The organism is Streptomyces sp. SID8374 (genome assembly GCF_009865135.1).
Lineage (GTDB): Bacteria > Actinomycetota > Actinomycetes > Streptomycetales > Streptomycetaceae > Streptomyces.
Genome location: NZ_WWGH01000001.1, coordinates 1,414,984 through 1,436,892, shown reverse-complemented (window position 1 = coordinate 1,436,892; position 21,909 = coordinate 1,414,984). Strand labels below are relative to the sequence as shown.

Sequence of the window (21,909 nt, the reverse complement as noted above, 5' to 3'; positions counted from 1 at the left end):
GGTAGGTCGGGCTGGTGGGTGTCAGCTGGTCAGTTCGCCGGACTTGACCGCGGCCCAGGCGCCGTCCTTGTACTCGTAGACGGTGAGCTGCTTGTTGGTGGTGTCGCCGTACTCGTCGAACGAGACCTTGCCGGTCACGCCGTCGAAGTCGACCTTGCCGACGGCCTCGGCGACCTGGGCGCGGGCGTCGCTCGGGAGCTTGCCGTCGTTGGCCTCGACGACGGCCTTGACGGCCTCGATGATCGACCAGGCGGCGTCGTAGGAGTAGCCGCCGTAAGCCTCGAAGGGCTCCTTGTAGCCGGCCTTCTCGTAGTTCGCGACGAAGTCCTTGGCGGAGGGCAGGGTCTCGATCGGCGCGCCGACCGAGGTGGCGAGGTCGCCCACGCCTTCGGCGCCGGAGAGCTTGATGTACTCGCCGCTGTAGATGCCGTCGCCGCCGACGAGCGGGATCTTGGCGCCGGCCTTCTTGATCTGCTTGCTGAGGGGGCCGGCCGCAGGGTACTCGCCGCCGTAGTAGACGACGTCGGCGCCGGAGCTCTTGACCTTGGTGGCGACCGAGGAGAAGTCCTTGGTCTCGGGGTCGATGTGCTCGGTGCCGGCGATGGTGCCGCCGAGCTTCTCGAACTCGGCCTTGAAGGTGCCGGCGAGGCCGGCGCCGTAGGTCTTCTTGTCGTCGATGACGAAGACCTTCTTCTTCTTGGCGTCGTTGAAGAGGTACTGCGCCGCGAAGGGGCCCTGGACGGCGTCGGTGGTCGAGGTGCGGAAGTAGGAGGCGAAGGGGCGCTCCTTGGTTCCCTCGTTCCACTTCTGGCCCTGGGTGAGGGAGGGCGAGGTGTTGGCCGGGGAGACCTGGGCGAGCTTGGCGTCGGCCAGGACCTTCTGCATGGACTCGCCGACGGACGAGTTCAGCGGGCCGACGGTGCCGAGGACCTTCTTGTTGGCGACGAACTTGCTCGCGTTCTGCTGGCCGGACGACGGCTGGGCCTGGTCGTCGAGGGCCTGGATCTCGAAGGTGACGCCTTCGACGTACTTCTTGGCGTTGGCCTGCTTGACGGCGAGGTCGGCGGAGTTCTTGATGCCGAGGCCGAGGGCGGAGAGGTCGCCGGTGAGCGGGGCGTCGAGGCCGATGACGACGGTCGTGGTGCCACCGTCGCCGCCGCCGCTGTTGTTGCTGTCGTCGCGCGAACCGCAGGCGGTGAGGGTGAGTGCTCCGGTGGTGAGCACGGCAGTGAGTATGAGCAAAGAACGGTGTCGCACGAAAAGTCCTTTCCCTGGCGCGGCCTCCTCTGCTTGAGGTGCCGTGTCGGTCGCCGGGCGTACTGAGGTGGTGCGAGGGGGCTGTGCAGCAGACGTGCCCGGCGGCGCGGTGACTGGCGGTGACTCTAAGCGCAGCTGGGGGCGTCCGGGACGGGTCGGCGACGGATGTGACGCTCTTGTTATGCCGTTGAGCAAGGCTTGAGGTTCCTGGGTGTGGATGTGTGGCTTTGGCACGGAGTGCGGAATGACCACATGCTGAGAACGCGCAGCTCTGCTAAGGGGCTTGGGGTGATCTTGGTGCTGACGCGGGGTGGGGGTGGCGTCGGGCGTGCCGGAGTGCCCCGGGGGCCTCGGGCCGGGGTGGGCGGCTGGTTCTCACATTTCGTGGTTGTTACGCAGTGTTACAACGGCGAAGGTGCGTTCGAGTCCACTGAGGCCAATGTGGCTGCTGAGTGGCTCATGGAACGTGGTTCGGCGTCAAGGGTGTTGACCGAGTGTGGTGATCAACGGTGCTGGTTTTGGTGGGGATATGGCGCTGCCCGGTCGGAATGCGAGGTGCGATTCCGGCCGGGCAGGGGGGCCTTGCGGCGGTGGTACGGGGGTGATGGGGGGTGTTGTCGGGGTGCGGGTGTCAGCCGGCGTCGGGGCGGGGGGCGTCGCGGAGGAGGCAGGTGAGGCGGGCGGTGCAGACCCGCTTGTCCTGTTCGTCGGTGATGACGATCTCGTACGTGGCGGTCGACCTGCCCCGGTGTACGGGGGTGGCGACGCCGGTGACGAGGCCGCTGCGGGCGCCTCGGTGGTGGGTGCAGTTCAGGTCGACGCCGACGGCGATCTTGCTCGCGCCGCCGTGGAGCATGGAGCCGATGGAGCCGAGGGTCTCGGCGAGGACGGCGGAGGCGCCGCCGTGCAGGAGGCCGTAGGGCTGGGTGTTCCCTTCGACGGGCATGGTGCCGACGACGCGGTCGGCGGCGGCCTCGACGATGGTCACGCCCATGCGTTCGCCGAGGTGGCCGGCGGAGAAGAGGGCGGGCAGGTCGATGCCGAGTGCCGCGTACTCGTCGATGACTTCCTGCGGGAAGAGGGGTGCGGTCTGCTCGCCCATGGGTCCGGCTCCGATCGTCTGCGCTGGTTCATTGCTGTGTGCACTGTTCTTACCAGACGGCTGAGCGAACGCTTAGGGAGTGGCGGTTTTCAGTCTTCCCCAGGAGCCTCGGAGTCGCTCCGGGGGTTCTCGAAGCGGATGACGACGGACTTGCTGGCCGGGGTGTTGCTGGTGTCCGCGGTGGAGCCCAGCGGGACCAGGACGTTGGTCTCGGGGTAGTAGGCGGCGGCGCAGCCGCGGGCGGTGGGGTAGTGGACGACGCGGAAGCCTTCCGCGCGGCGCTCCACGCCGTCCTTCCACTCGCTGACGAGGTCGGTGTAGGAGCCGTCGGCAAGGCCGAGGGCGGCCGCGTCGTCGGGGTTGACCATGACGATGCGGCGGCCGTTCTTGATGCCCCGGTAGCGGTCGTTCAGGCCGTAGATGGTGGTGTTGTACTGGTCGTGGGAGCGCAGGGTCTGCAACAGGAGCCTGCCTTCGGGGAGTTCGGGGAACTCGACGGGGGCGGCGGTGAAGTTGGCGCGGCCGGTGGCGGTGGGGAAGCGGCGCTCGTCGCGGGGGGCGTGGGGGAGGGTGAAGCCGCCGGGGCGGGCGATGCGGGTGTTGAAGTCCTCGAAGCCCACGACGACTCGGGAGATGCGGTCGCGGATGGTGGCGTAGTCCCGCTCGAACTCCTCCCACGGTGTACGGGAGTTGGCGCCGAGCACCGCCCGTGCGAGGCGGGCGACGATCGCCGGTTCCGAGAGCAGGTGGGGGCCGGCGGGGGTGAGGTTGCCTCGGGAGGCGTGGACCATGCCCATGGAGTCCTCGACGGTGACGAACTGCTTGCCGCCCGCCTGGACGTCCTTGTCGGTGCGGCCGAGCGTCGGCAGGATCAGCGCGCGGGTGCCGGTGACGGCGTGGGAGCGGTTGAGCTTGGTCGACACGTGGACGGTGAGGCGGGCGCGGCGCATCGCGGCCTCGGTGACGGCGGTGTCGGGGGTCGCGGCGACGAAGTTGCCGCCCATCGCGAAGAAGACCTTGGCCTCGCCGTCGCGCAGGGCCTGGATGGAGCGCACCACGTCGTAGCCGTGGTGGCGGGGCGAGGTGATGCCGAACTCCTTGTCGAGGGCGTCGAGGAAGGCCGGTGCGGGCCGTTCGAAGATGCCCATGGTGCGGTCGCCCTGGACGTTGGAGTGGCCGCGCACCGGGCAGACACCGGCGCCGGGGCGGCCGATGTTCCCGCGCAGGAGAAGGAAGTTGACGACTTCCCGGATGGTGGGAACGGAGTGCTTGTGCTGGGTGAGGCCCATCGCCCAGCAGACGATGGTGCGCTGCGAGGCGAGGACGAGGGCGAGGGCCTCTTCGATCTCGGCGCGGGTGAGGCCGGTGGCGGTGAGGGTCTCGTCCCAGTCGGCTGCTTCGGCGGCCTTGGCGAACTCCTCGTAACCGTGGGTGTGTTCGGTGACGAACGCGGTGTCGACGGCGCCCTCGGTGGCCAGGATCAGCTTGTTGAGGAGGCGGAAGAGGGCCTGGTCGCCGCCGATGCGGATCTGGAGGAACAGGTCGTTGAGCGGGGTGCCCTTGAGCATGCCGTGCGGGGTCTGCGGGTTCTTGAACCGCTCCATGCCCGCTTCGGGGAGCGGGTTCACCGAGATGATCTTCGCCCCGGCGTTCTTCGCCTTCTCCAGGGCGGAGAGCATCCGGGGGTGGTTGGTGCCGGGGTTCTGCCCGGCGACGATGATCAGGTCGGCCTGGTGGATGTCCTCCAGGGAGACGCTGCCCTTGCCGATGCCGATGGTCTCGTTGAGCGCCGAGCCGGACGACTCGTGGCACATGTTGGAGCAGTCGGGGAGGTTGTTGGTGCCGAACTCGCGGGCGAAGAGCTGGAGGAGGAACGCGGCCTCGTTGCTGGTGCGCCCCGAGGTGTAGAAGAGGGCCTCGTCGGGGGAGTCGAGTGCGGTCAGCTCCTCGGCGATGATCGCGAAGGCGCGCTCCCAGGTGATGGCCTCGTACCGGTCGGCGCCCTCGGGGAGGTACACCGGCTCAGTGATCCGGCCCTGCTGGCCGAGCCAGTAGCCGCTGCGTTCGGCGAGGTCGGCGACGGGGTGCGCGGCGAAGAAGCCGGGGGTGACGCGGCGCAGCGTCGCCTCCTCGGCGACGGCCTTGGCCCCGTTCTCGCAGAATTCGGCGGTGTGCCGCTTGTCGCCCTCGGGCCAGGCGCAGCCGGGGCAGTCGAACCCGTTCTTCTGGTTGACCTTGAGGAGGGTCTGCGCGGTGCGGCGCACGCCCATCTGCTGTTGCGCGATGCGCAGGGAGTGGGCGACGGCGGGCAGCCCGGCGGCGGCGTGCGGGGCCGCCTCGACCTGTGGGGCGTCCTGGACCGGGTCACCGGTGGGCGGCTTGCTGGCCATGATGCTGCTCCCCTTCGAGCGCTTCTTCGGCGGTCGTGTGTCCTCACCATCGATCCTGTCACGGTCGCGCAAGGCCGTGCCCGGTCCGGATTGTCAGTGGGCCGTGGCAGGATCGGGGGCGTGGCTGAGACGGCATCGAAGAAGACGGCAGACAACCGACCGCGCCTGCTCCTCATGGACGGGCACTCCCTGGCGTACCGGGCGTTCTTCGCCCTGCCCGCGGAGAATTTCACGACGGCGGTGGGGCAGCCGACGAATGCCGTGTACGGCTTCATGTCGATGCTGGCGAACACCCTGCGTGACGAGGCGCCCACGCACTTCGCGGTGGCGTTCGACGTGTCCCGCAAGACGTGGCGTGCCCAGGAGTTCCCGGAGTACAAGGCGAACCGCTCCAAGACCCCCGACGAGTTCAAGGGGCAGGTGGAGCTGATCGGCGAGCTGCTGGACGCGATGCACGCGGACCGGTTCGCGGTCGACGGCTTCGAGGCGGACGACGTCATCGCGACGCTGGCGACCCAGGCCGAGGCGGCCGGGTTCGAGGTGCTGATCGTCACCGGCGACCGGGACTCCTTCCAGCTGATCACGGAGAACGTGACCGTGCTGTACCCCACCAAGGGGGTCTCCGAGCTGACCCGGTTCACCCCGGAGAAGGTTTTCGAGAAGTACGGGCTCACCCCGCAGCAGTATCCGGACTTCGCGGCCCTGCGCGGCGACCCGTCGGACAACCTGCCGGGCATTCCGGGGGTCGGTGAGAAGACGGCCGCGAAGTGGATCAACCAGTTCGGTTCGTTCGCCGAGCTGGTGGAGCGGGCCGAGGAGGTCAAGGGCAAGGCCGGGCAGAATTTCCGGGACCACCTGGACGCGGTGAAGATGAACCGGGTGCTGACCGAGATGGTCCGGGACGTGGAGCTGCCGAAGTCCCCGGCCGAGCTGGAGCGCGCCCCGTACGACCGCACGGCGGTCACCGGTGTCCTGGACATACTGGAGATCCGCAACCCGAGCCTGCGCGAGCGCCTTCTCGCCGTCGACCCGGGTGCGGCGGAGGCCGAGCCGCCCGCGCCCGCCGCCGGTATCGAGTTGGACGGAGCCGTGCTCGGCTCCGGTGAGGTCGCCCCGTGGCTGGAGGCGCACGGTGCGCAGCCGCTCGGCGTGATGACCGTGGACACCTGGTCGCTCGGCGCCGGTACGGTCACCGAGGTCGCGCTCGCCGCCGCCGACGGGGCCGCCGCCTGGCTGGATCCGGCGCAGCTGGAGGAGGCCGACGAGCGGGCGTTCGCCGCGTGGGTGGCGGACCCGGAGCGGCCGAAGGTCCTGCACAACGCGAAGAACGTGATGCGGGTCTTCCCTGAGATGGGCTGGCAGCTCGAAGGCGTCACCATGGACACCGCGCTCGCCGCGTATCTGGTGAAGCCGGGCCGCCGCTCCTTCGCCCTGGACGCGCTGGCCGTGGAGTATCTGGGCCGCGAGCTGGCCCCGGCCGCCGCCTCCGACGGGCAGCTGGCCTTCGGCGCGGACGACCGGGCCGAGCAGGACGCCCTGATGGCGCAGGCCCGCGCGGTGCTGGACCTGGGCGACGCGTTCACCGCCCGGCTGAAGGAGGTGGGCGCGGCCGAGCTGCTCCATGACATGGAGCTGCCGACCTCGATCCTTCTGGCCCGGCTGGAGCGGCACGGCATCGCCGCGGACCGGGCCCATCTGGAAGGCATGGAGCAGCAGTTCGCGGGGACCGTGCAGCAGGCGGTGAAGGAGGCGCACGCGGCGGTGGGCCGGGAGTTCAATCTCGGGTCGCCCAAGCAGCTCCAGGAGATCCTCTTCGGTGAGCTGGGCCTGCCGAAGACGAAGAAGACCAAGACCGGATACACGACGGACGCGGACGCGCTGGCCTGGCTGGCCGCGCAGACCGAGCACGAGCTGCCCGTCCTGATGCTGCGCCACCGCGAGCAGGCGAAGCTCCGGGTCACTGTCGAGGGCCTGATCAAGACGATCGCCGCCGACGGCCGCATCCACACCACGTTCAACCAGACGGTGGCGGCGACCGGCCGGCTCTCCTCCACCGACCCGAACCTCCAGAACATCCCCGTCCGCACCGACGAGGGCCGGGCGATCCGCCGCGGCTTCGTCGTCGGCGAGGGCTTCGAGACGCTGATGACGGCGGACTACAGCCAGATCGAACTGCGGGTGATGGCCCACCTCTCCGAGGACGCCGGTCTCATCGAGGCGTTCACCTCCGGCGAGGACCTGCACACCACGGTCGCCTCCCAGGTCTTCGGCGTGGAGAAGGGCGCCGTCGACCCGGAGATGCGCCGCAAGATCAAGGCCATGTCGTACGGCCTGGCCTACGGTCTCTCCGCGTTCGGCCTCTCCCAGCAGCTGAACATCGACCCCGCCGAGGCGCGGGTGCTGATGGACACCTACTTCGAGCGGTTCGGCGGCGTACGGGACTATCTCCACCGGGTCGTCGAGGAGGCGCGGGCCACCGGCTACACCGAGACCATCCTCGGCCGCCGCCGCTACCTCCCCGACCTGAACAGCGACAACCGCCAGCGCCGCGAGGCCGCCGAGCGGATGGCGCTCAACGCCCCGATCCAGGGCACCGCCGCCGACATCGTGAAGGTGGCGATGCTGCGGGTGGACAAGGCGCTGCGGGAGGCGGAGCTGACCTCGCGGATGCTGCTCCAGGTCCACGACGAAATCGTGCTGGAGATCGCCGAGGGCGAGCGGAAGCAGGTGGAGCAGATCCTGCGCCACGAGATGGCGGGCGCCGTGGAGCTGCGCGCCCCGCTGGACGTCTCGGTCGGCGTCGGCAAGGACTGGGAGTCGGCGGCCCACTGAGCCTCGGGAAGCCGAAGGGCCCGGAACCGCATCGCGGTTCCGGGCCCTTTCCTGCGAGGCCCTGCCCGGCCGGTGGGCGCTGCCGGTCACTTCCGGCCGCTGGAGGCTTCCGTACGGGACTTCAGGCCGCGGTGGACGCCCCTGCCGGGGATTCGTCCGCCACGGGTGCCTGCTCCGGCCTGTCCTCCTCCGGCCGCCGCTTCCGCAGCAGCCGCATCCACACCCCGTACAGCAGCAGACCGCCCGCCAGCCCGGCGCCCGCGCCGAAGCAGGCCGTCGGGATGATGTCGAGGGGGTTCTCGATCCGCCCGAAGTGCGTGTAGAAGCGCACACACCGGTGGGCGATGCCCACCACCACGCAGGCGGCCAGCAGCCCGAGCGCGCCCCACCGTTCACCCCGGCCGAGCGCCGGGAGCGCCTCCGGCAGCGGGTTCGCGGCCGCGCGCCGCAGCCCGGTGGCGACGAACCGGACCAGCACCGCCAGGGCCGCCGCCGAACTGCCGTACTGCGCGAACTGGTAGAGCGGGAAGCCCCCGACGCTCCGGTTCAGGACGGGCAGCAACTCCGTGCCCCACCGGCTGTGGTGGGTGAACGCGTCCCACACCACATGCGTGGCCGCCCCGAGCGCGGCCGACCCCACGAACACCAGCCAGGCGTGCGGCCCGAACGACTCCCGGGTCCACCGCTGCCCCCGTACGAAGGCGTGGACGCGGCCCCGTACGCGTACCGGAACCAGCGCCACCAGCGGCTCCCGCAGCGCCGCCCACACCGCCACCAGCGCGGCGGCGATCAGCACGTTCACGGTGACCACGCCGAGGAACGTGTGCGTGAAGTCGCCGAACCGCATGGCCCCGGGGATCACCGTGTCCGCGAAGTAGGTGACGTCGGGCGCGAACGAACCGGCGACGAGGGCAGAGGGGAACAGCCCCCAGCGGGCGGTCCCGTTCCGGCGGACCGCCGGGAGCACGGCGGCGGCATGGCTGAGCGTGAACGGCATGGCGGCAAGTATGCGCGACCGCCGTCCACGGCACCCCAGGGCACCCTCCGTTGCCCTCCCGGACACCGTCCACGCGGGAACGTGAAAAAACAGTAAGAAGCGGTCAGGGTGCGGTGCCGAGGCGCCACAAGGTGCCGTAGGGTCGCTTGAGTCCCGCGCTGGGGAGCGCGATCAGCCTTCGAGGGGGAGGGACCGGAACGTATGGCAGCGCACATTCGCCGACGGCTGCGCAAGGGGGCCACGACCACCGCGGTGGCGGCGGCCGCCGTGGCGGCGCTCGCGGCGTCGCAGGCACCCGCGGCCCCGCTGGCCGAAGGGTCCACGGGCGGCGACCAGCAGTCCGCCGGCGGTGAGTCGGGCGGCCCGGAGGACAGTGCCGCCACCGGCAACTCGCCGTACTACACCGACCTTCCGCCCCTCGTCACGCCCGACAGGCCCGGTTCGTCCAGCAACCTCCCGGCCGCCACCGGCAGCGCGGAAGCGGGCATTCCGGCCTCCGTCCTGGCCGCGTACAAGCAGGCCGAGCAGTCCGTCGCCGCCACCGACCCGGCCTGCCGGCTGCCCTGGCAGCTCCTCGCCGCGATCGGCAAGGTCGAGTCCGGCCAGGCCCGCGGCGGCCAGGTCGACGCGAACGGCACCACCCTCTCCCCGATCCTCGGCCCGGCCCTCAACGGCCAGGGCTTCGCGCTCATCAAGGACACCGACGGCGGGGCGTACGACGGCGACGCCGTCCACGACCGCGCGGTCGGCCCGATGCAGTTCATCCCGTCCACCTGGGCCGTCTGGGGCCAGGACGCCAACGGTGACGGCCGCAAGGACCCCAACAACATCTACGACGCGGCGCTCGCCGCCGGCCGCTACCTCTGCGCGGGCGGCCGCAACCTCGCCGTCGCCGCCGACCTCGACCGGGCGGTGCTGAGCTACAACCGGTCGACGGAGTACCTGCGTACGGTCCGCTCCTGGTTCTCGTACTACCAGCGCGGCACGCACGAGGTGCCCGACGGCGGCGGCGTCCTCCCCACCGCGCCCAGCACCCCGACGCCGAGCCCGACCCCGACCCCCGTCGGGACGCCGAGCACGAAGCCGTCCCCGTCGCCCTCCAAGCCCGGCACCACGAAGCCGAGCCCGAGCCCCTCCAAGCCCGGCGGCGGCACCACCAGCCCGACCCCGACGCCGCCTCCCACCCCGACCCCGCCCCCGAAGCCGACCCCGTCCCCGGCCGACACCCTCGGCTCCCTGGAGAACGCCGGCACCGGCCCCCTCACCGCCACCGCCGGCTCCACGTTCGACGAGCGGGTCTCCGTCCGCGCCCGCAACGCCCTCGGCGCACCGATGGCCCAGCTGCCCGTCACCTTCACCGTCACCGGGACCACCGGCGCCCTCTTCGACGGCGGCAGGAAGACGGTCACGGTCATCACCAAGGCCGACGGCACCGCCACCGCACCCGCGCTCAAGGCGGGCGAGAAGACCGGCGACTTCACGGTGACCGCCACCGCGGGCACCACCCGGCCGCGCACCCTGACCTACAAGGCGAGCGTCACCGCCCGCCAGGCCGACAAGCTCCAACGGACCGACGACAAGGCGCTCGTCGCCGCACCCGGCGAGAAGTTCGCCGACGCCGTCACCGTCAAGGCCACCTACAAGGGCGCTGCCGCCGCCGGGGTGGCCGTCACCGCCACCATGGTCAAGGACAGCCTGGGGCTCATCGACAACGACAAGGGCCCGTACTTCAAGGGCGCGGACGGCAAGCCGCTGCGCACCCTGACCCTCACCACGGACGCCGACGGCCTGCTCCAGCTCCCGGAGATCTTCGCCGACGAGAACCCGGGCACCTACAAGCTGCGGCTCACCACCGAGGGCGGCGCCCCGATCGTCATCGAACTCACCGTCCAGGCCCCGGAGGAGACGGAAACCCCCGAAGCCTGACCCACCGCTCCACCGACAGCCCCCGCGCCCGCCCGGCGCGGGGGCTGTCGTCCGTGTTCTCATCTCGCGTCCCGGTTGCTACGGTGCCCCACCCCTGACGAACCATCAGATCACCGCCCCGGGAGGCCGAGCATGCGTGCCCTCGTCGCCGCCGCCATCGGACTGGCCGCCGCCCTCGCGCTCGTGTTCACGATCTCCGCCGTCGGCTCACCGCCGGGCGAGACCTCGCCCAAACCCCTGCTCACCACCGTCCCGGGCCCCGAGCAGTAGCCCGGCAAGGGAGAGGTCCACCACCATGCGCCGCCGAGCCGGTCTCGTCCTCCTGGCCTTCGCCGTCTTCTTCGCCGCCCTGTCCCCGCTGCTGCGCTGGTACGCCTTCCCCCGCCTGGCGAAGGTCCCGCCGAACCAGTACCAGGAAGTCGTCCTGGAGGCGAGGCCCGCCACCCTCCTCGACTACACGACCCTCAAGGCGAAGGAGGTCGAGAAGGTCACCATCGTCCAGACGCTCAAGGGCAACGTGGAGGAGTCCGAGAAGATCGAACGCAGCGCCGGGCGGGACGTCGTCGTCTGGGACGCGCTCTCCTACATCGAGGGCCCCGACGGCGAAATGGTCTCCGAGATCCCCGAGCGCTACATCTTCGACGCCCACACCCAGGCCCCCGTCAACGCCACCGGTGAGATGGTCGACGGCGACCCGGTCCGCCGCGAGGGCATCGAGTTCAAGTGGCCCTTCCTCACGGAGAAACGGGACTACGCCTACTTCGACGCCCAGACCCGCACTACCGCCCCCATCCACTACAAGGGGACCCGCACCTTCCGCGGCCTGGAGGTCTACTACTTCGAGCAGACCATCCCGTGGACCAAGGTCCCGATGCCGAAGAAGATGCCCATCGAGGGCGTCACCGCCGAGCAGATCGCGCAGACCGGCATCACCCGCTGGTACACCACCAAGCGCATGTTCTGGGTCGAACCCGTCACCGGAGCCCCGGTCAACGGCGAGGAGATCCACGAGGAGGAACTGCGCAACGCCAAGAAGATGGGCATGTCCGAGGACACCGTCACCGCGTTCTCCGGCCATGTGAAGATGCGCGAGGACTACATCGTGGACACCGTCGACCTGGTGAAATCCCAGCGCGTCCTGGTCCTCCTCCTCACTTCCTACCTGCCCTGGGGCTTCCTGGGCCTCGGTATCGGCCTGCTCGCGCTGGCGCTGTGGCTGGAGGCGCGGTCGCGGCGGCCGTCGGATGCTAGGAGCCCTGCCGCTTGAGCCTGGCCGAGGTGTACCGCGTCGCCTGTACGGTCGTGGGGTCCTCCGGCCACGGGTGCTTCGGGTAGCGGCCGCGCAGCTCCGCCCGTACGGCCTTGTAGCCGTCCTGCCAGAACGAGGCCAGGTCCGCCGTGACGGCCGCCGGGCGCCCGGCGGGGGAGAGCAGGTGGACCAGGACCGGCACCCCGGCCACCCGGGGCGTCTCGCCCAGCCCGAACAACTCCTGGAGTTTCACCGCGAGTACGGGCTGCTCGCCGCCGTACTCGACGCGGATACGGGAGCCGCTCGGCACCTCGATCCGCTCGGGCGCCAGCTCGTCCAGCCGCACCGCCTCGCCCGTCGCCCACGGCAGCAGCCGGCGCAGCGCCTGCCCCGCGTCGATCCGGCCCAGGTCGGAGCGGCGCCGGGCCCGTGACAGCTCCGGCTCCAGCCAGGCGCCCGGCTCCGCGAGCAGCGCCTCGTCCGACACGTCGGGCCACGGCGTGCCCACCACCCGGTGCAGGAACGCCAGCCGCTGCCGGAACTGCTCACTGTCCCGGGTCCACCGCAGCAGCCCGAGCCCCTCCCGCCGCAGCCCCTCCACCAGGGCCCCGCGCACCAGCTCCGGATCCGGCTGCTTCAGCGGGCGTACGGCCAGCTCCACCGCCCCCACCCGGTCCACCGACCGGGCCACCACCTCGCCGTCCACCCAGCGGACCTCCTCGCCCCGCACCCGTAGATGCCCGGCGGCCAGGAGGGCGGTGGACTCGTCGACCACCGCCGCCAGCCGCACCCGGGCCGAGGCCGCGTGGGAGGGCCGGTCCGCGACGGCGACGGCGAGCCAGGGCGCGCTGCGCAGCCGCGACCCGTCCCGCAGCTCCGCGCCCGTACCCGACACCATGAGAAAGGCCCCGTCGCCCCGGGCCCGCGCCACCCGCTCGGGGAACGCCAGGGCGGCGACGAGCCCGACGACGGCGTCATCGGAGCCGCCTTTCCCGGGCCCGGAGCCGGAGCCACCGCCTGTGGTGGGCCCGGAACCGGAGCCGCCGGTTCCCCGAGGCGCGCCCCCGGAGCCCGAGCCACCGCCTGTGGTGGGCCCGGAACCGGAGCCGCCGGTTCCCCGAGGCGCGCCCCCGGAGCCCGAGCCACCGCCCGTGGCGCCCCCGGAACCGGAGCCACCGGCTCCCCGGGGCGCGCCCCCGGACTCCGAGCCCACCGACGACGACAGCCGCCGTACCTCCTGCTTCCAGCGCCCCGCGTACCCGTCCTGCCCCCGGCGGGCGGTCCGCAGCGCTGCCGCGAGATCGTCCCCGTACTCCCTCGGCGGCTCCTCGCTCAGCAGCGCCACCACCTCCGCGGCCCGCCGCGCCCCGGCCTCCCGGGCGCCGTCCAGCAGGGCGCGGGCGAGCCGGGGGTGCAGCCCGAGCCGGGACATCCGTACGCCCCGGTCGGTGACCCTGCCCGTCCCGTCCACCGCGCCGATCGCCTCCAGCACCTCGCGGGCGGCGCCCATGGCCCCGGCGGGCGGCGGGTCCAGCAGGGCGAGCGAGGAGGCGTCCGGGTCGCCCCAGCACGCCGCCTGGAGCGCGAACGCCGCAAGGTCGGCCACCTTGATCTCGGGGGAGGGGAAGCGCGCGAGCCGCCCGTCCTCGGCCTGCTCCCAGCACCGGTACACCGCCCCGGGCGCCTCCCGCCCGGCCCGGCCCGCTCGCTGCCGACCGGCCGCCTGGGAGGCCCGTACGGTCGTCAGGGCGCTCAGGCCCCGGGCATGGTCGGTACGGGGCTCCCGGGCGAGGCCCGAGTCGACGACCACCCGCACGCCCGGCACCGTCAGCGACGACTCCGCCACCGAGGTCGCCAGGACCACCCGCCGCCCACCCGAGGACCCGGCGAGCACCGCGTCCTGCGCGGCGGCCGGGGCGCGCCCATGGACCTGGAGCACCTCCGCGTCCACCCCGGCGAGCTGTCCGGCCACCCGCGCGATCTCCCCGACGCCGGGCAGGAAGCAGAGGACGTCCCCCTCCCGCTCCGCGAGCGCCCGCCGCAGGGTCGCGGCCACATGCGTCAGCAGCGCGGGATCGACGCGCATCCCGTGCGGCGGCTTCACCGGCCGGGCGGGCGGCGCCCAGACCACCTCCACCGGGTACGAGACACCCTCGGCCTCGATCACCGGCGCATCGCCCAGCAGCCGCGCCCACCCCTCCGCGTCCGTCGTCGCGGAGGCCGCCACCAGCCGCAGATCGGGCCGGATCGCCTCCCGTACGTCCAGGAGGAAGGCGGCCACCGTGTCCGCGTCGAGGTGGCGCTCATGGCACTCGTCGATGATCACCACGTCGACCCCGGCCAGCTCCTGGTCGCGCTGGAGCCGCTGGAGCAGCACCCCGGTGGTCACGACCTCCACCACCGTCTCCCGCCCGACCACGCGCTCCCCGCGCACGGTGAAGCCGATCCGGCCGCCCGGCTGCTCGCCCAGCAGCCAGGCCATCCGCCGCGCCGCCGCCCGTGCGGCGATCCGGCGCGGCTCGGCGACCACGACCCGGCGCACCGGCCCGTCCCCGGTCAGCCCGGCCAGGACCAGCGGCACGAGGGTCGTCTTGCCGGTGCCGGGCGGGGCGCACAGGACGGCGACGCCCCGGTCGTCGAGGGCGCGCCGCAGGGCGGGGACGGCGGTGCGGACGGGGAGGCGGTCCAGGGCTTCGGTGCGGATCACGGTCCCAGTGTCGTACGGGCGTTTCCCCGGGCCGGACGTCGGCCCGGGGAAACGCCCGTACGCGAAGGAGATCAGTCCCGCCCGCCCACCAAGGGCCTCAGTCCCGCTCGCACACGAAGATCGCCGTCCCCGGGATCAGGTTGCCGCGCAGCGGGGACCAGCCTCCCCACTCCTGGTCGTTCCAGGCGGGCCATTCCGGTTCGACGAGGTCGACCAGGCGGAACCCGCCCGCCACCACGTCCCGTACCCGGTCGCCGAGGGTGCGATGGTGTTCCACATAGACGGCGTTGCCCTGCTCGTCCTGTTCCACATAGGGGACGCGGTCGAAGTAGGAGGCGGCGACGGAGAGGCCCTCGGGCCCCGGCTCGTCCGGGAACGCCCAGCGGATCGGGTGCGTCACGGAGAAGACCCAGCGCCCGCCGGGCCGCAGCACCCGGTGCACCTCGCGGAAGACCTGAACGGGGTCGGCGACGAAGGGCACCGCCCCGTACGCGGAGCAGGCCAGGTCGAAGGAGGCGTCCCGGAAGGGCAGCCGGCCCGCGTCCGCCTCGACGAGCGGGATGCCCTCGCCGATGCGCAGGGCGTGCTGGAGCTGGCGGTGGGAGAGGTCGAGGGCGACCGGGCGGGCGCCCTGCCCGGCCAGCCAGCGCGAGCACTGCGCGGCCCCGGCGCCGATCTCCAGGACGTCGAGGCCCTTGAGGGAGGCGGCGGGCCCCAGCAGGGCGGCCTCCGCCTCGTCCAGCCCTTCGGGGCCCCAGACGAAGCGGTCGTCGCCCAGGAAGCCGCCGTGGTCGCTCTGGTACTCGTCGGCGTTCCGGTCCCACCATCCCCGGCTGGCCCGGCTGCTCTCGGCCTCGTCCGCCGCCCGGCGGGTGGCTTCGGGTTCTGCGGGTTCCTCTGTGTAGGTCCCGTGGATCTCTTGGCTCATCGTGCCCGTCGTTGTAGTTTGCCTTCACTCGCCGCACGCGGTACGTACCAGGGGTAGGTGCCGGGAGACGGACGCGTGTGCGCGACGCCTTGCCGCACTGCCGTATTGTGTTCGGGTCGAATCGGCCCGAACGCGCCTCGGAGAACAGGAGTTGCTCCGGTACAGGGCCGTTGAGGGGCCGTCGCGTCCCCGGTCCGCGCCTGCGCGCATTGACCCTGTCCGGCTGCCCCCGTATGCTACAAGTTGCGCTGCGAGCCTGCGCGCCTCAGACCTAGCAGGCCGCGCTCGCGTCTGTTGCATGTCCCCTCGGTTGTCGAGGCGTCTCTCCGGAAACGGATTGCGCGCTTTCCAGGCTGTCCGGCTTCTGCAGAGGCGATACGGGCTTTCGGCGTAGCAGTACCTACGACTCTCTGTCCGTACCGGAGCCCTTTCCCACATGACGAGCAGCACCGAGACCACCGCCACCACTCCGCAGGTTGCGGTCAACGACATCGGCGACGCGGACGCGTTCCTCGCGGCGATCGACGAGACGATCAAGTACTTCAACGACGGCGACATCGTTGACGGTGTCATCGTCAAGGTTGACCGGGACGAGGTTCTCCTCGACATCGGTTACAAGACCGAAGGTGTCATCCCGAGCCGCGAGCTCTCGATCAAGCACGACGTCGACCCCAACGAGGTCGTCAAGGTCGGCGACGAGATCGAGGCCCTGGTTCTCCAGAAGGAGGACAAGGAAGGCCGCCTGATCCTCTCGAAGAAGCGCGCTCAGTACGAGCGTGCCTGGGGCACCATCGAGAAGATCAAGGAAGAAGACGGCATCGTCACCGGTACCGTCATCGAGGTCGTCAAGGGTGGTCTCATCCTCGACATCGGCCTCCGCGGCTTCCTCCCGGCGTCGCTCGTCGAGATGCGTCGTGTCCGCGACCTCCAGCCCTACGTGGGCAAGGAGCTCGAGGCGAAGATCATCGAGCTGGACAAGAACCGCAACAACGTGGTCCTGTCCCGCCGCGCCTGGCTCGAGCAGACCCAGTCCGAGGTTCGCCAGACGTTCCTCACCACCCTCCAGAAGGGTCAGGTCCGCTCCGGCGTCGTCTCCTCGATCGTCAACTTCGGTGCCTTCGTGGACCTGGGTGGCGTCGACGGTCTCGTGCACGTCTCCGAGCTCTCCTGGAAGCACATCGACCACCCCTCCGAGGTTGTCGAGGTCGGCCAGGAAGTCACCGTCGAGGTCCTCGACGTCGACATGGACCGCGAGCGCGTCTCCCTGTCGCTCAAGGCGACGCAGGAAGACCCGTGGCAGCAGTTCGCCCGGACGCACCAGATCGGTCAGGTCGTCCCGGGTAAGGTCACGAAGCTCGTTCCGTTCGGTGCGTTCGTCCGCGTCGACGAGGGCATCGAGGGTCTGGTCCACATCTCCGAGCTGGCCGAGCGCCACGTGGAGATCCCGGAGCAGGTCGTCCAGGTCAACGACGAGATCTTCGTCAAGGTCATCGACATCGACCTCGAGCGCCGCCGCATCAGCCTCTCGCTGAAGCAGGCCAACGAGTCCTTCGGTGGCGACCCGGCCTCGGTCGAGTTCGACCCGACGCTGTACGGCATGGCCGCGTCGTACGACGACCAGGGCAACTACATCTACCCCGAGGGCTTCGACCCCGAGACCAACGACTGGCTCGAGGGCTTCGAGGCGCAGCGCGAGGTCTGGGAGACCCAGTACGCCGAGGCGCAGCAGCGCTTCGAGCAGCACCAGGCCCAGGTCATCAAGTCCCGCGAGGCCGACGAGGCCGCCGCTGCCGAGGGTGCTGCCGCCCCGGCCGGCGCCGCTCCGGCCGCCTCGGGTGGCTCCGGTGGCGGTTCGTACTCCTCGGAGTCGGCGGACAACTCCGGCGCCCTGGCGTCGGACGAGGCCCTCGCCGCCCTGCGCGAGAAGCTGGCGGGCGGCCAGAGCTGACGCTCCGGACCCCGACGGCTCATCGGCTGCGGTGAAGCTGTAGAGCACTGAGTGAGGCCCGTTCCCTTCGGGGGGCGGGCCTCATGCGCGTATCCGGGTGCTGATCAGGGCGTCACGGCGATGTTGGTCAGCCCCCTGCCTCCGGTGACGGTGTTGCCGGCGTACACCGTGGTGGGGCAGGTGGCGCTGTTGTTGGTGACGTTGACGGCGAGCTGCCGGTCGCCGGTGGCGCCGGACAGGTTCGAGGTGTTGTTCCGGAAGACGGTGCCGCAGCCCCAGCCGCTCTGCTGGGTGTGGGTCTCGTAGCCGTTGTTGGTGGTACGGGAGCCCCTGTTGCCCTCCACCAGGACGTTGTTGCCCTTCACGTCGACCCAGGAGTCGTCGTAGTTGGCGCCGGTGAGCCCGTTGCCGTCGAAGGTGTTGCCGATGATCCTGGCCCCGGTGGTGCCTTCCTTGATGTCGACGTTCTCGCCGCGGACATCCGGCCCGATCGTGTTGTTGAGGATCTGCGCGTTGTCGCTGCGGTCGGAGAGGTCGTTGGCCGTGCCGACGTACACGCCCTCGCCCATGCCGCGCCCGTTCTGCCCGGTGTCGTAGATGCGGGAGTTCTTCAGTACGCCGTCCCGCGAGGACATGCGGAAGTGGACGCCCTCCATGTCGAGGTCGTGGACGGTCACCGAGTCGATGACGACGCCGTTCGCCGCGTCGGCCATGATGCCCTTCTGGCCGCCCTTGACCGTGACGCCCTGGACCGTCCAGTACGAGGCGCCGTTCAGGTGCAGCCCGTAGCCGCCGCCCGCCGTCAGGACGGCTCCGCTGGAGCCGGTGAGGGTGATCCGGGCGCCCGGGGTGCCGGGCCGGGTGGCCTTGAAGTTCCCGGTGTACGTGCCGTCGGCGAGCCGGATCGTGTCGCCGGGGGAGACGGTGGTGAGCGCCGACTTCAGCTGGGCGGCGGTGGACACGTCGATCACGGCCGCCGCGCCGGCGGGGGCGGCGGCCAGGGTGAGGCCACCGGTGGCGAGGGCGGCGGCGAGCAGGGCGGTGAGGGGGATGCGGGGGCGCATGGGGGGAGGCCTTCCCGTCGGAGGGGGCCAGGGCGTTCCCCGTACATTCCTGTACGTGAATGGGGGATGCATCCCTGAACGTGTTGCCCAGTGACGGTAGGGACGGCCGCCGGGCGCGTCAAGGTCTGGACCAATAACTGACGCGCCGTGAAGCCCCGTTGCCGGAAAGTGCGGTCCCGGGGAATGCTCATGGAGCCGGCCGCGTTCTTCCCAAGGAACACGAGGAGGAGCGGTAACCGTGCCTGATCCGCAGAGTTTGTACGAATGGGAGCCGAAGGGCCTGGCCGTCGTCGACATGGCGCTGGCCCAGGAGTCGGCCGGCCTGGTCATGCTCTACCACTTCGACGGATACATCGACGCGGGCGAGACCGGCGAGCAGATCGTCGACGGCCTGCTCGAAACGCTGCCCCACCAGGTCGTCGCCCGCTTCGACCACGACCGGCTCGTCGACTACCGCGCCCGGCGCCCCCTGCTGACCTTCCGGCGCGACCGCTGGACGTCCTTCGAGGCCCCGACCCTGGAGGTCCGGGTCGTCCAGGACGCCACCGGAGCGCCCTTCCTGCTGCTGTCGGGACCGGAGCCGGACGTGGAGTGGGAGCGGTTCGCCGCCGCCGTGGAGCAGATCGTCGAACGCCTCGGCGTACGGCTCGCGGTCAACTTCCACGGCATCCCCATGGGCGTCCCGCACACCCGGCCCGTCGGCATCACCCCGCACGGCAACCGCACCGACCTGATGCCGGGCCATCGCAGCCCCTTCGACGAGGCCCAGGTCCCAGGCTCGGCGGAGTCCCTCGTCGAGTACCGGCTGATGGAGTCCGGCCACGACGTCCTCGGGGTCGCCACCCACGTCCCGCACTACGTCGCCCGGTCCGCCTACCCCGACGCGGCGCTGACCGCGCTGGAGGCGATCACCGCCGCGACCGGCCTGGTCCTGCCCGCCCTCGCGCACTCCCTGCGCACCGAGGCGCACCGCACCCAGACCGAGATCGACCGGCAGATCGGCCAGGGCGACGAGGAGTTGGTCTCGCTCGTCGAGGGCCTCGAGCACCAGTACGACGCGGTCGCCGGCTCCGAGACCCGGGGCAACCTCGTCGCCGAGCCGGTCGACCTGCCGTCCGCCGACGAGATCGGCCGCGAGTTCGAGCGCTTCCTCGCCGAGCGGGAGGGCGACGGCTGACCCGCCGGGCCACCGAGCGGGAGGGCGACGGCGGGGCCGCGCCGAGAGCCGACCGGGGGACGGCGACGGCCGAGCCGCACCGAGGGGGCCGAGCCGGAGGGTGGTGGCCGGGCGCCCCGGCCGGACCCGTAGGCTGCGGCCCATGCTGAAAGTGGGCCTGACCGGCGGGATCGGCGCCGGCAAGAGCGAAGTGTCGCGGCGACTCGTCGCGTACGGTGCCGTGCTGATCGACTCCGACCGGATCGCGCGCGAGGTCGTGGAGCCCGGCACCCCTGGGCTGGCCGCCGTGGTCGAGGAGTTCGGGCCGGACGTCCTGGCCGCCGACGGCACCCTGGACCGCCCGGCGCTCGGCGCCATCGTCTTCGCCGACCCGGACCGCCGTGCCGCGCTCAACGCGATCGTCCACCCTCTGGTCGGCGCCCGCGCCGCCGAGCTGGAACGGGAGGCGGGTACGGACGCCGTCGTCATCCACGACGTACCGCTGCTGGCCGAGAACGGCCTCGCCCCCTTCTACGACCTGGTCGTCGTCGTGGACGCGTCCCCCGAGACCCAGCTCCACCGGCTGGTGAACGTACGCGGCATGACCGAGGCCGACGCCCGCGCCAGGATGGCCGCCCAGGCCACCCGCGAGGAGCGCCTCGCCGTCGCCGACCTGACCGTCGACAACGACGGGCCGCTGGAGGCGCTGGAACCGCAGGTCCGCGGGGTGTGGGAGGAGCTGCTGCGCAGGGCGGCGGCCACCCGCTGAACCGCGCCGGAATACCCGCACAGAGGTGGACGTTGGAAACGCGGGACCGAAGGGAAGGATGTGGCCGTGCCCGAGAGCAACCCGGAAACCCATGTCATCGACTTCCGTGCGGCCGAGCAACTGCTGGACGCCCGGGACCCCCGGGGCGCGGTCAAACTCCTCGACTCGGTGATCGCCGCCCACCCGGAGAACACCGCCGCCCGGCTGCTGCGGGCTCGCGCCTTCTTCGCCGCTGCCCAACTGCGCCCGGCCGAGCTGGAGTTCGAGCTGGTGCTGGAGCGTGAGCCGGACAACGCGTTCGCCCACTACGCCCTGGCCCGCACCTTCGAGCGGGCGGGCCGCCCGGAACAGGCCATGCGCCACTTCCGGCTCGCGGCGGCGCTGGACCCGAAGCCGGAGTACCTGAAAGCGGCCAGGTTCGACGCGGGGGACTGAACGCCGGAGGCGGCCTCCAGCCCCTCACGGCGGTTTCGTACGGTCCTGCGGGTCCGGCCTGCGCCACCGGGGGCGCCCGCCCCGGTCGGGTTCGTACGGGGGCACGTCCCGGCCCGGCTGGAAGTGCGCGCCCTGGCGCATCCGGTACGTGACCACGCAGAGGTCCAGGAGTGTGAGGGCCAGCAGCACCGCGCAGGCCACCGCCCACCCCGGCCGCCCCACCAGGGAGAACGCCACCAGACCGAAGAGCGCCCAGAGCGTCCCCCACAGGCTCAGCCAGAGCCGCATCCGCAGCGGACTGCGGGCGGTCGCGGGCTCACTGCCGGTACGCATGACGATCACCTCACCCTCCAGCATGTACCCGTGGGGGCCGTCGCGGGAACCGCGACCGGAGGGCGGCTCGTTGGTCGTTCATGGGTGAATCACCGGTACGCGAGGGGTATGCGGGGACGGGCCCGGGAGCCATCACTCCGGACGGGTGCGCCGTGGAGCTCTACCGGCGGCTGGCCGTCGGCGACGAGCCCGATGTGATCGCGTCGGTGGCCCCCGCCGGTGCGAGCATTCTCGAACTGGGCTGCGGGGCGGGCCGGGTGACGCACCCCCTCGTCGACCGGGGCTTCACCGTGACGGCGGTGGACGAGTCGGCCCAGATGCTGGCGCAGATCGTCGGCGCGCGCACGGTCCGCAGCCCCATCGAGACGCTGGACCTCGGCGAGGAGCGCTTCGACGTCGTGCTGCTCGGCTCGTTCCTGGTCCACGCGGGCGAGCACCGGGTGCGGGGCGGCATGCTCCGCGTCTGCCGCAAGCAGGTGAAGGACGACGGGATCGTCCTCATCCAGCGCGAGGGCGTCGCCCACCGCTCCGAGCTGCCGTGGGAGCGGGTCGACGCGTCCGGCTGCCGCATCCGTATCGTCTCCGCGGAGCCGGTGGGGGACGGGGTGCGCTCGGTGCGCGCGGAGTACGACTTCGGTGACGCCCGGTGGACGCAGACGTTCCTGTCGCGGGAGCTGTCCGAGGAGCAGCTCGCCGGACACCTGGCGGCGGCGGGCCTGGCGGTGGACCGCACCCTCACCGACGACGGCACCTGGCTGCTGGCCCGCCCCGCGCACTCAACGGCGTAACGGGGCGCTGTGGTCTCCGCGCACGGGC

17 protein-coding genes are annotated in these 21,909 nt (G+C 71.6%); 9 read left to right on the top strand and 8 right to left on the bottom strand.

The window, feature by feature from the left end:
• Positions 1–21: 21 nt before the first annotated feature.
• The 3 genes from GTY67_RS06455 to GTY67_RS06445 form a co-directional block, all read right to left on the bottom strand.
• Positions 22–1,257 (bottom strand): branched-chain amino acid ABC transporter substrate-binding protein, encoded by a 1,236-nt coding sequence (locus GTY67_RS06455; RefSeq protein ID WP_093686381.1) that lies wholly within the window; start codon positions 1,255–1,257, stop codon positions 22–24.
• A 631-nt stretch (positions 1,258–1,888) separates the two neighbouring features.
• On the bottom strand, positions 1,889–2,359 hold the full coding sequence (locus GTY67_RS06450; protein ID WP_093686382.1) for a hotdog fold thioesterase: 471 nt from the start codon (positions 2,357–2,359) through the stop codon (positions 1,889–1,891).
• Between the two features lie 89 nt (positions 2,360–2,448).
• On the bottom strand, positions 2,449–4,749 hold the full coding sequence (locus tag GTY67_RS06445) for an FdhF/YdeP family oxidoreductase (protein WP_161278062.1): 2,301 nt from the start codon (positions 4,747–4,749) through the stop codon (positions 2,449–2,451).
• Between the two features lie 120 nt (positions 4,750–4,869).
• Between GTY67_RS06445 and polA the strand changes: the two genes are divergently transcribed.
• Positions 4,870–7,581 (top strand): DNA polymerase I, encoded by a 2,712-nt coding sequence (gene polA / locus GTY67_RS06440; RefSeq protein WP_161278061.1) that lies wholly within the window; start codon positions 4,870–4,872, stop codon positions 7,579–7,581.
• A 121-nt stretch (positions 7,582–7,702) separates the two neighbouring features.
• On the opposite strand, the gene GTY67_RS06435 is transcribed toward polA, so the two are convergent.
• Positions 7,703–8,578 (bottom strand): DUF4184 family protein, encoded by an 876-nt coding sequence (locus tag GTY67_RS06435; protein ID WP_161278060.1) that lies wholly within the window; start codon positions 8,576–8,578, stop codon positions 7,703–7,705.
• Between the two features lie 201 nt (positions 8,579–8,779).
• Between GTY67_RS06435 and GTY67_RS06430 the strand changes: the two genes are divergently transcribed.
• The 3 genes from GTY67_RS06430 (at position 8,780) to GTY67_RS06420 (ending at position 11,771) form a co-directional block, all read left to right on the top strand.
• Positions 8,780–10,504 (top strand): lytic transglycosylase domain-containing protein, encoded by a 1,725-nt coding sequence (locus tag GTY67_RS06430; RefSeq protein ID WP_161278059.1) that lies wholly within the window; start codon positions 8,780–8,782, stop codon positions 10,502–10,504.
• Positions 10,505–10,636: 132 nt separating this feature from the next.
• Positions 10,637–10,774, top strand: coding sequence for an SPW_0924 family protein (locus GTY67_RS06425; protein WP_107439751.1), 138 nt, complete (start codon positions 10,637–10,639; stop codon positions 10,772–10,774).
• A 25-nt stretch (positions 10,775–10,799) separates the two neighbouring features.
• Positions 10,800–11,771 carry a DUF3068 domain-containing protein gene (locus tag GTY67_RS06420; protein WP_161278058.1) on the top strand — a complete coding sequence of 324 codons (972 nt, stop codon included), beginning with the start codon at positions 10,800–10,802 and terminating at the stop codon, positions 11,769–11,771.
• Here the strand turns inward: GTY67_RS06420 and GTY67_RS06415 are convergent.
• Together GTY67_RS06415 and GTY67_RS06410 are read right to left on the bottom strand one after the other, a co-directional pair.
• The gene (locus tag GTY67_RS06415; protein ID WP_161278057.1) at positions 11,752–14,460 is read right to left on the bottom strand and encodes an ATP-dependent helicase C-terminal domain-containing protein; all 2,709 of its coding nucleotides are present in this window, start codon (positions 14,458–14,460) and stop codon (positions 11,752–11,754) included. The genes GTY67_RS06420 and GTY67_RS06415 overlap by 20 nt on opposite strands.
• 97 nt (positions 14,461–14,557) lie before the next feature.
• Complete coding sequence (locus GTY67_RS06410) at positions 14,558–15,388, bottom strand: class I SAM-dependent methyltransferase (protein WP_093686389.1); 831 nt, start codon at positions 15,386–15,388, stop codon at positions 14,558–14,560.
• Positions 15,389–15,824: 436 nt separating this feature from the next.
• Here GTY67_RS06410 and rpsA point away from each other — a divergent pair, with 436 nt between their 5' ends.
• Positions 15,825–17,336, top strand: a complete 1,512-nt coding sequence (rpsA, locus tag GTY67_RS06405) for a 30S ribosomal protein S1 (protein WP_018512105.1) — start codon at positions 15,825–15,827, stop codon at positions 17,334–17,336.
• Positions 17,337–17,440: 104 nt separating this feature from the next.
• Here rpsA and GTY67_RS06400 read toward each other — a convergent pair whose 3' ends face one another.
• Positions 17,441–18,400 (bottom strand): right-handed parallel beta-helix repeat-containing protein, encoded by a 960-nt coding sequence (locus GTY67_RS06400; RefSeq protein ID WP_161278056.1) that lies wholly within the window; start codon positions 18,398–18,400, stop codon positions 17,441–17,443.
• A 238-nt stretch (positions 18,401–18,638) separates the two neighbouring features.
• Here GTY67_RS06400 and GTY67_RS06395 point away from each other — a divergent pair, with 238 nt between their 5' ends.
• The 3 genes from GTY67_RS06395 to GTY67_RS06385 all read left to right on the top strand — a co-directional run bounded on the left by GTY67_RS06395 (position 18,639) and on the right by GTY67_RS06385 (position 20,760).
• Entirely contained in the window at positions 18,639–19,577 is a 939-nt protein-coding gene (locus GTY67_RS06395; protein WP_161278055.1) for a PAC2 family protein, read from the top strand.
• A 142-nt stretch (positions 19,578–19,719) separates the two neighbouring features.
• On the top strand, positions 19,720–20,325 hold the full coding sequence (gene coaE / locus GTY67_RS06390; RefSeq protein WP_161278054.1) for a dephospho-CoA kinase: 606 nt from the start codon (positions 19,720–19,722) through the stop codon (positions 20,323–20,325).
• 66 nt (positions 20,326–20,391) lie between these two features.
• Positions 20,392–20,760 (top strand): tetratricopeptide repeat protein, encoded by a 369-nt coding sequence (locus GTY67_RS06385; RefSeq protein WP_093686392.1) that lies wholly within the window; start codon positions 20,392–20,394, stop codon positions 20,758–20,760.
• A gap of 24 nt (positions 20,761–20,784) precedes the next feature.
• Here the strand turns inward: GTY67_RS06385 and GTY67_RS06380 are convergent, their stop codons facing one another.
• Positions 20,785–21,117: a DUF6343 family protein gene (locus tag GTY67_RS06380; protein ID WP_093686393.1), complete on the bottom strand. Its 333-nt coding sequence runs from the start codon at positions 21,115–21,117 to the stop codon at positions 20,785–20,787.
• Between the two features lie 56 nt (positions 21,118–21,173).
• On the opposite strand from GTY67_RS06380, the gene GTY67_RS06375 reads away from it, so the two are divergent.
• Positions 21,174–21,881 (top strand): class I SAM-dependent methyltransferase, encoded by a 708-nt coding sequence (locus tag GTY67_RS06375; protein ID WP_161278053.1) that lies wholly within the window; start codon positions 21,174–21,176, stop codon positions 21,879–21,881.
• Positions 21,882–21,909: the final 28 nt, after the last annotated feature.

What these genes read in the sequence shown, in the direction of transcription:
- GTY67_RS06425 (WP_107439751.1), top strand. Translation starts at nt 10,637, where the DNA reads ATGCGTGCCCTCGTCGCCGCCGCCATCGGACTGGCCGCCGCCCTCGCG.
- GTY67_RS06435 (WP_161278060.1), bottom strand. Translation starts at nt 8,578, where the DNA reads ATGCCGTTCACGCTCAGCCATGCCGCCGCCGTGCTCCCGGCGGTCCGC.
- GTY67_RS06450 (WP_093686382.1), bottom strand. Translation starts at nt 2,359, where the DNA reads ATGGGCGAGCAGACCGCACCCCTCTTCCCGCAGGAAGTCATCGACGAG.
- GTY67_RS06420 (WP_161278058.1), top strand. Translation starts at nt 10,800, where the DNA reads ATGCGCCGCCGAGCCGGTCTCGTCCTCCTGGCCTTCGCCGTCTTCTTC.
- GTY67_RS06410 (WP_093686389.1), bottom strand. Translation starts at nt 15,388, where the DNA reads ATGAGCCAAGAGATCCACGGGACCTACACAGAGGAACCCGCAGAACCC.
- GTY67_RS06430 (WP_161278059.1), top strand. Translation starts at nt 8,780, where the DNA reads ATGGCAGCGCACATTCGCCGACGGCTGCGCAAGGGGGCCACGACCACC.
- GTY67_RS06380 (WP_093686393.1), bottom strand. Translation starts at nt 21,117, where the DNA reads ATGCTGGAGGGTGAGGTGATCGTCATGCGTACCGGCAGTGAGCCCGCG.
- GTY67_RS06400 (WP_161278056.1), bottom strand. Translation starts at nt 18,400, where the DNA reads ATGCGCCCCCGCATCCCCCTCACCGCCCTGCTCGCCGCCGCCCTCGCC.
- coaE (WP_161278054.1), top strand. Translation starts at nt 19,720, where the DNA reads ATGCTGAAAGTGGGCCTGACCGGCGGGATCGGCGCCGGCAAGAGCGAA.
- rpsA (WP_018512105.1), top strand. Translation starts at nt 15,825, where the DNA reads ATGACGAGCAGCACCGAGACCACCGCCACCACTCCGCAGGTTGCGGTC.
- GTY67_RS06445 (WP_161278062.1), bottom strand. Translation starts at nt 4,749, where the DNA reads ATGGCCAGCAAGCCGCCCACCGGTGACCCGGTCCAGGACGCCCCACAG.
- GTY67_RS06375 (WP_161278053.1), top strand. Translation starts at nt 21,174, where the DNA reads ATGGGTGAATCACCGGTACGCGAGGGGTATGCGGGGACGGGCCCGGGA.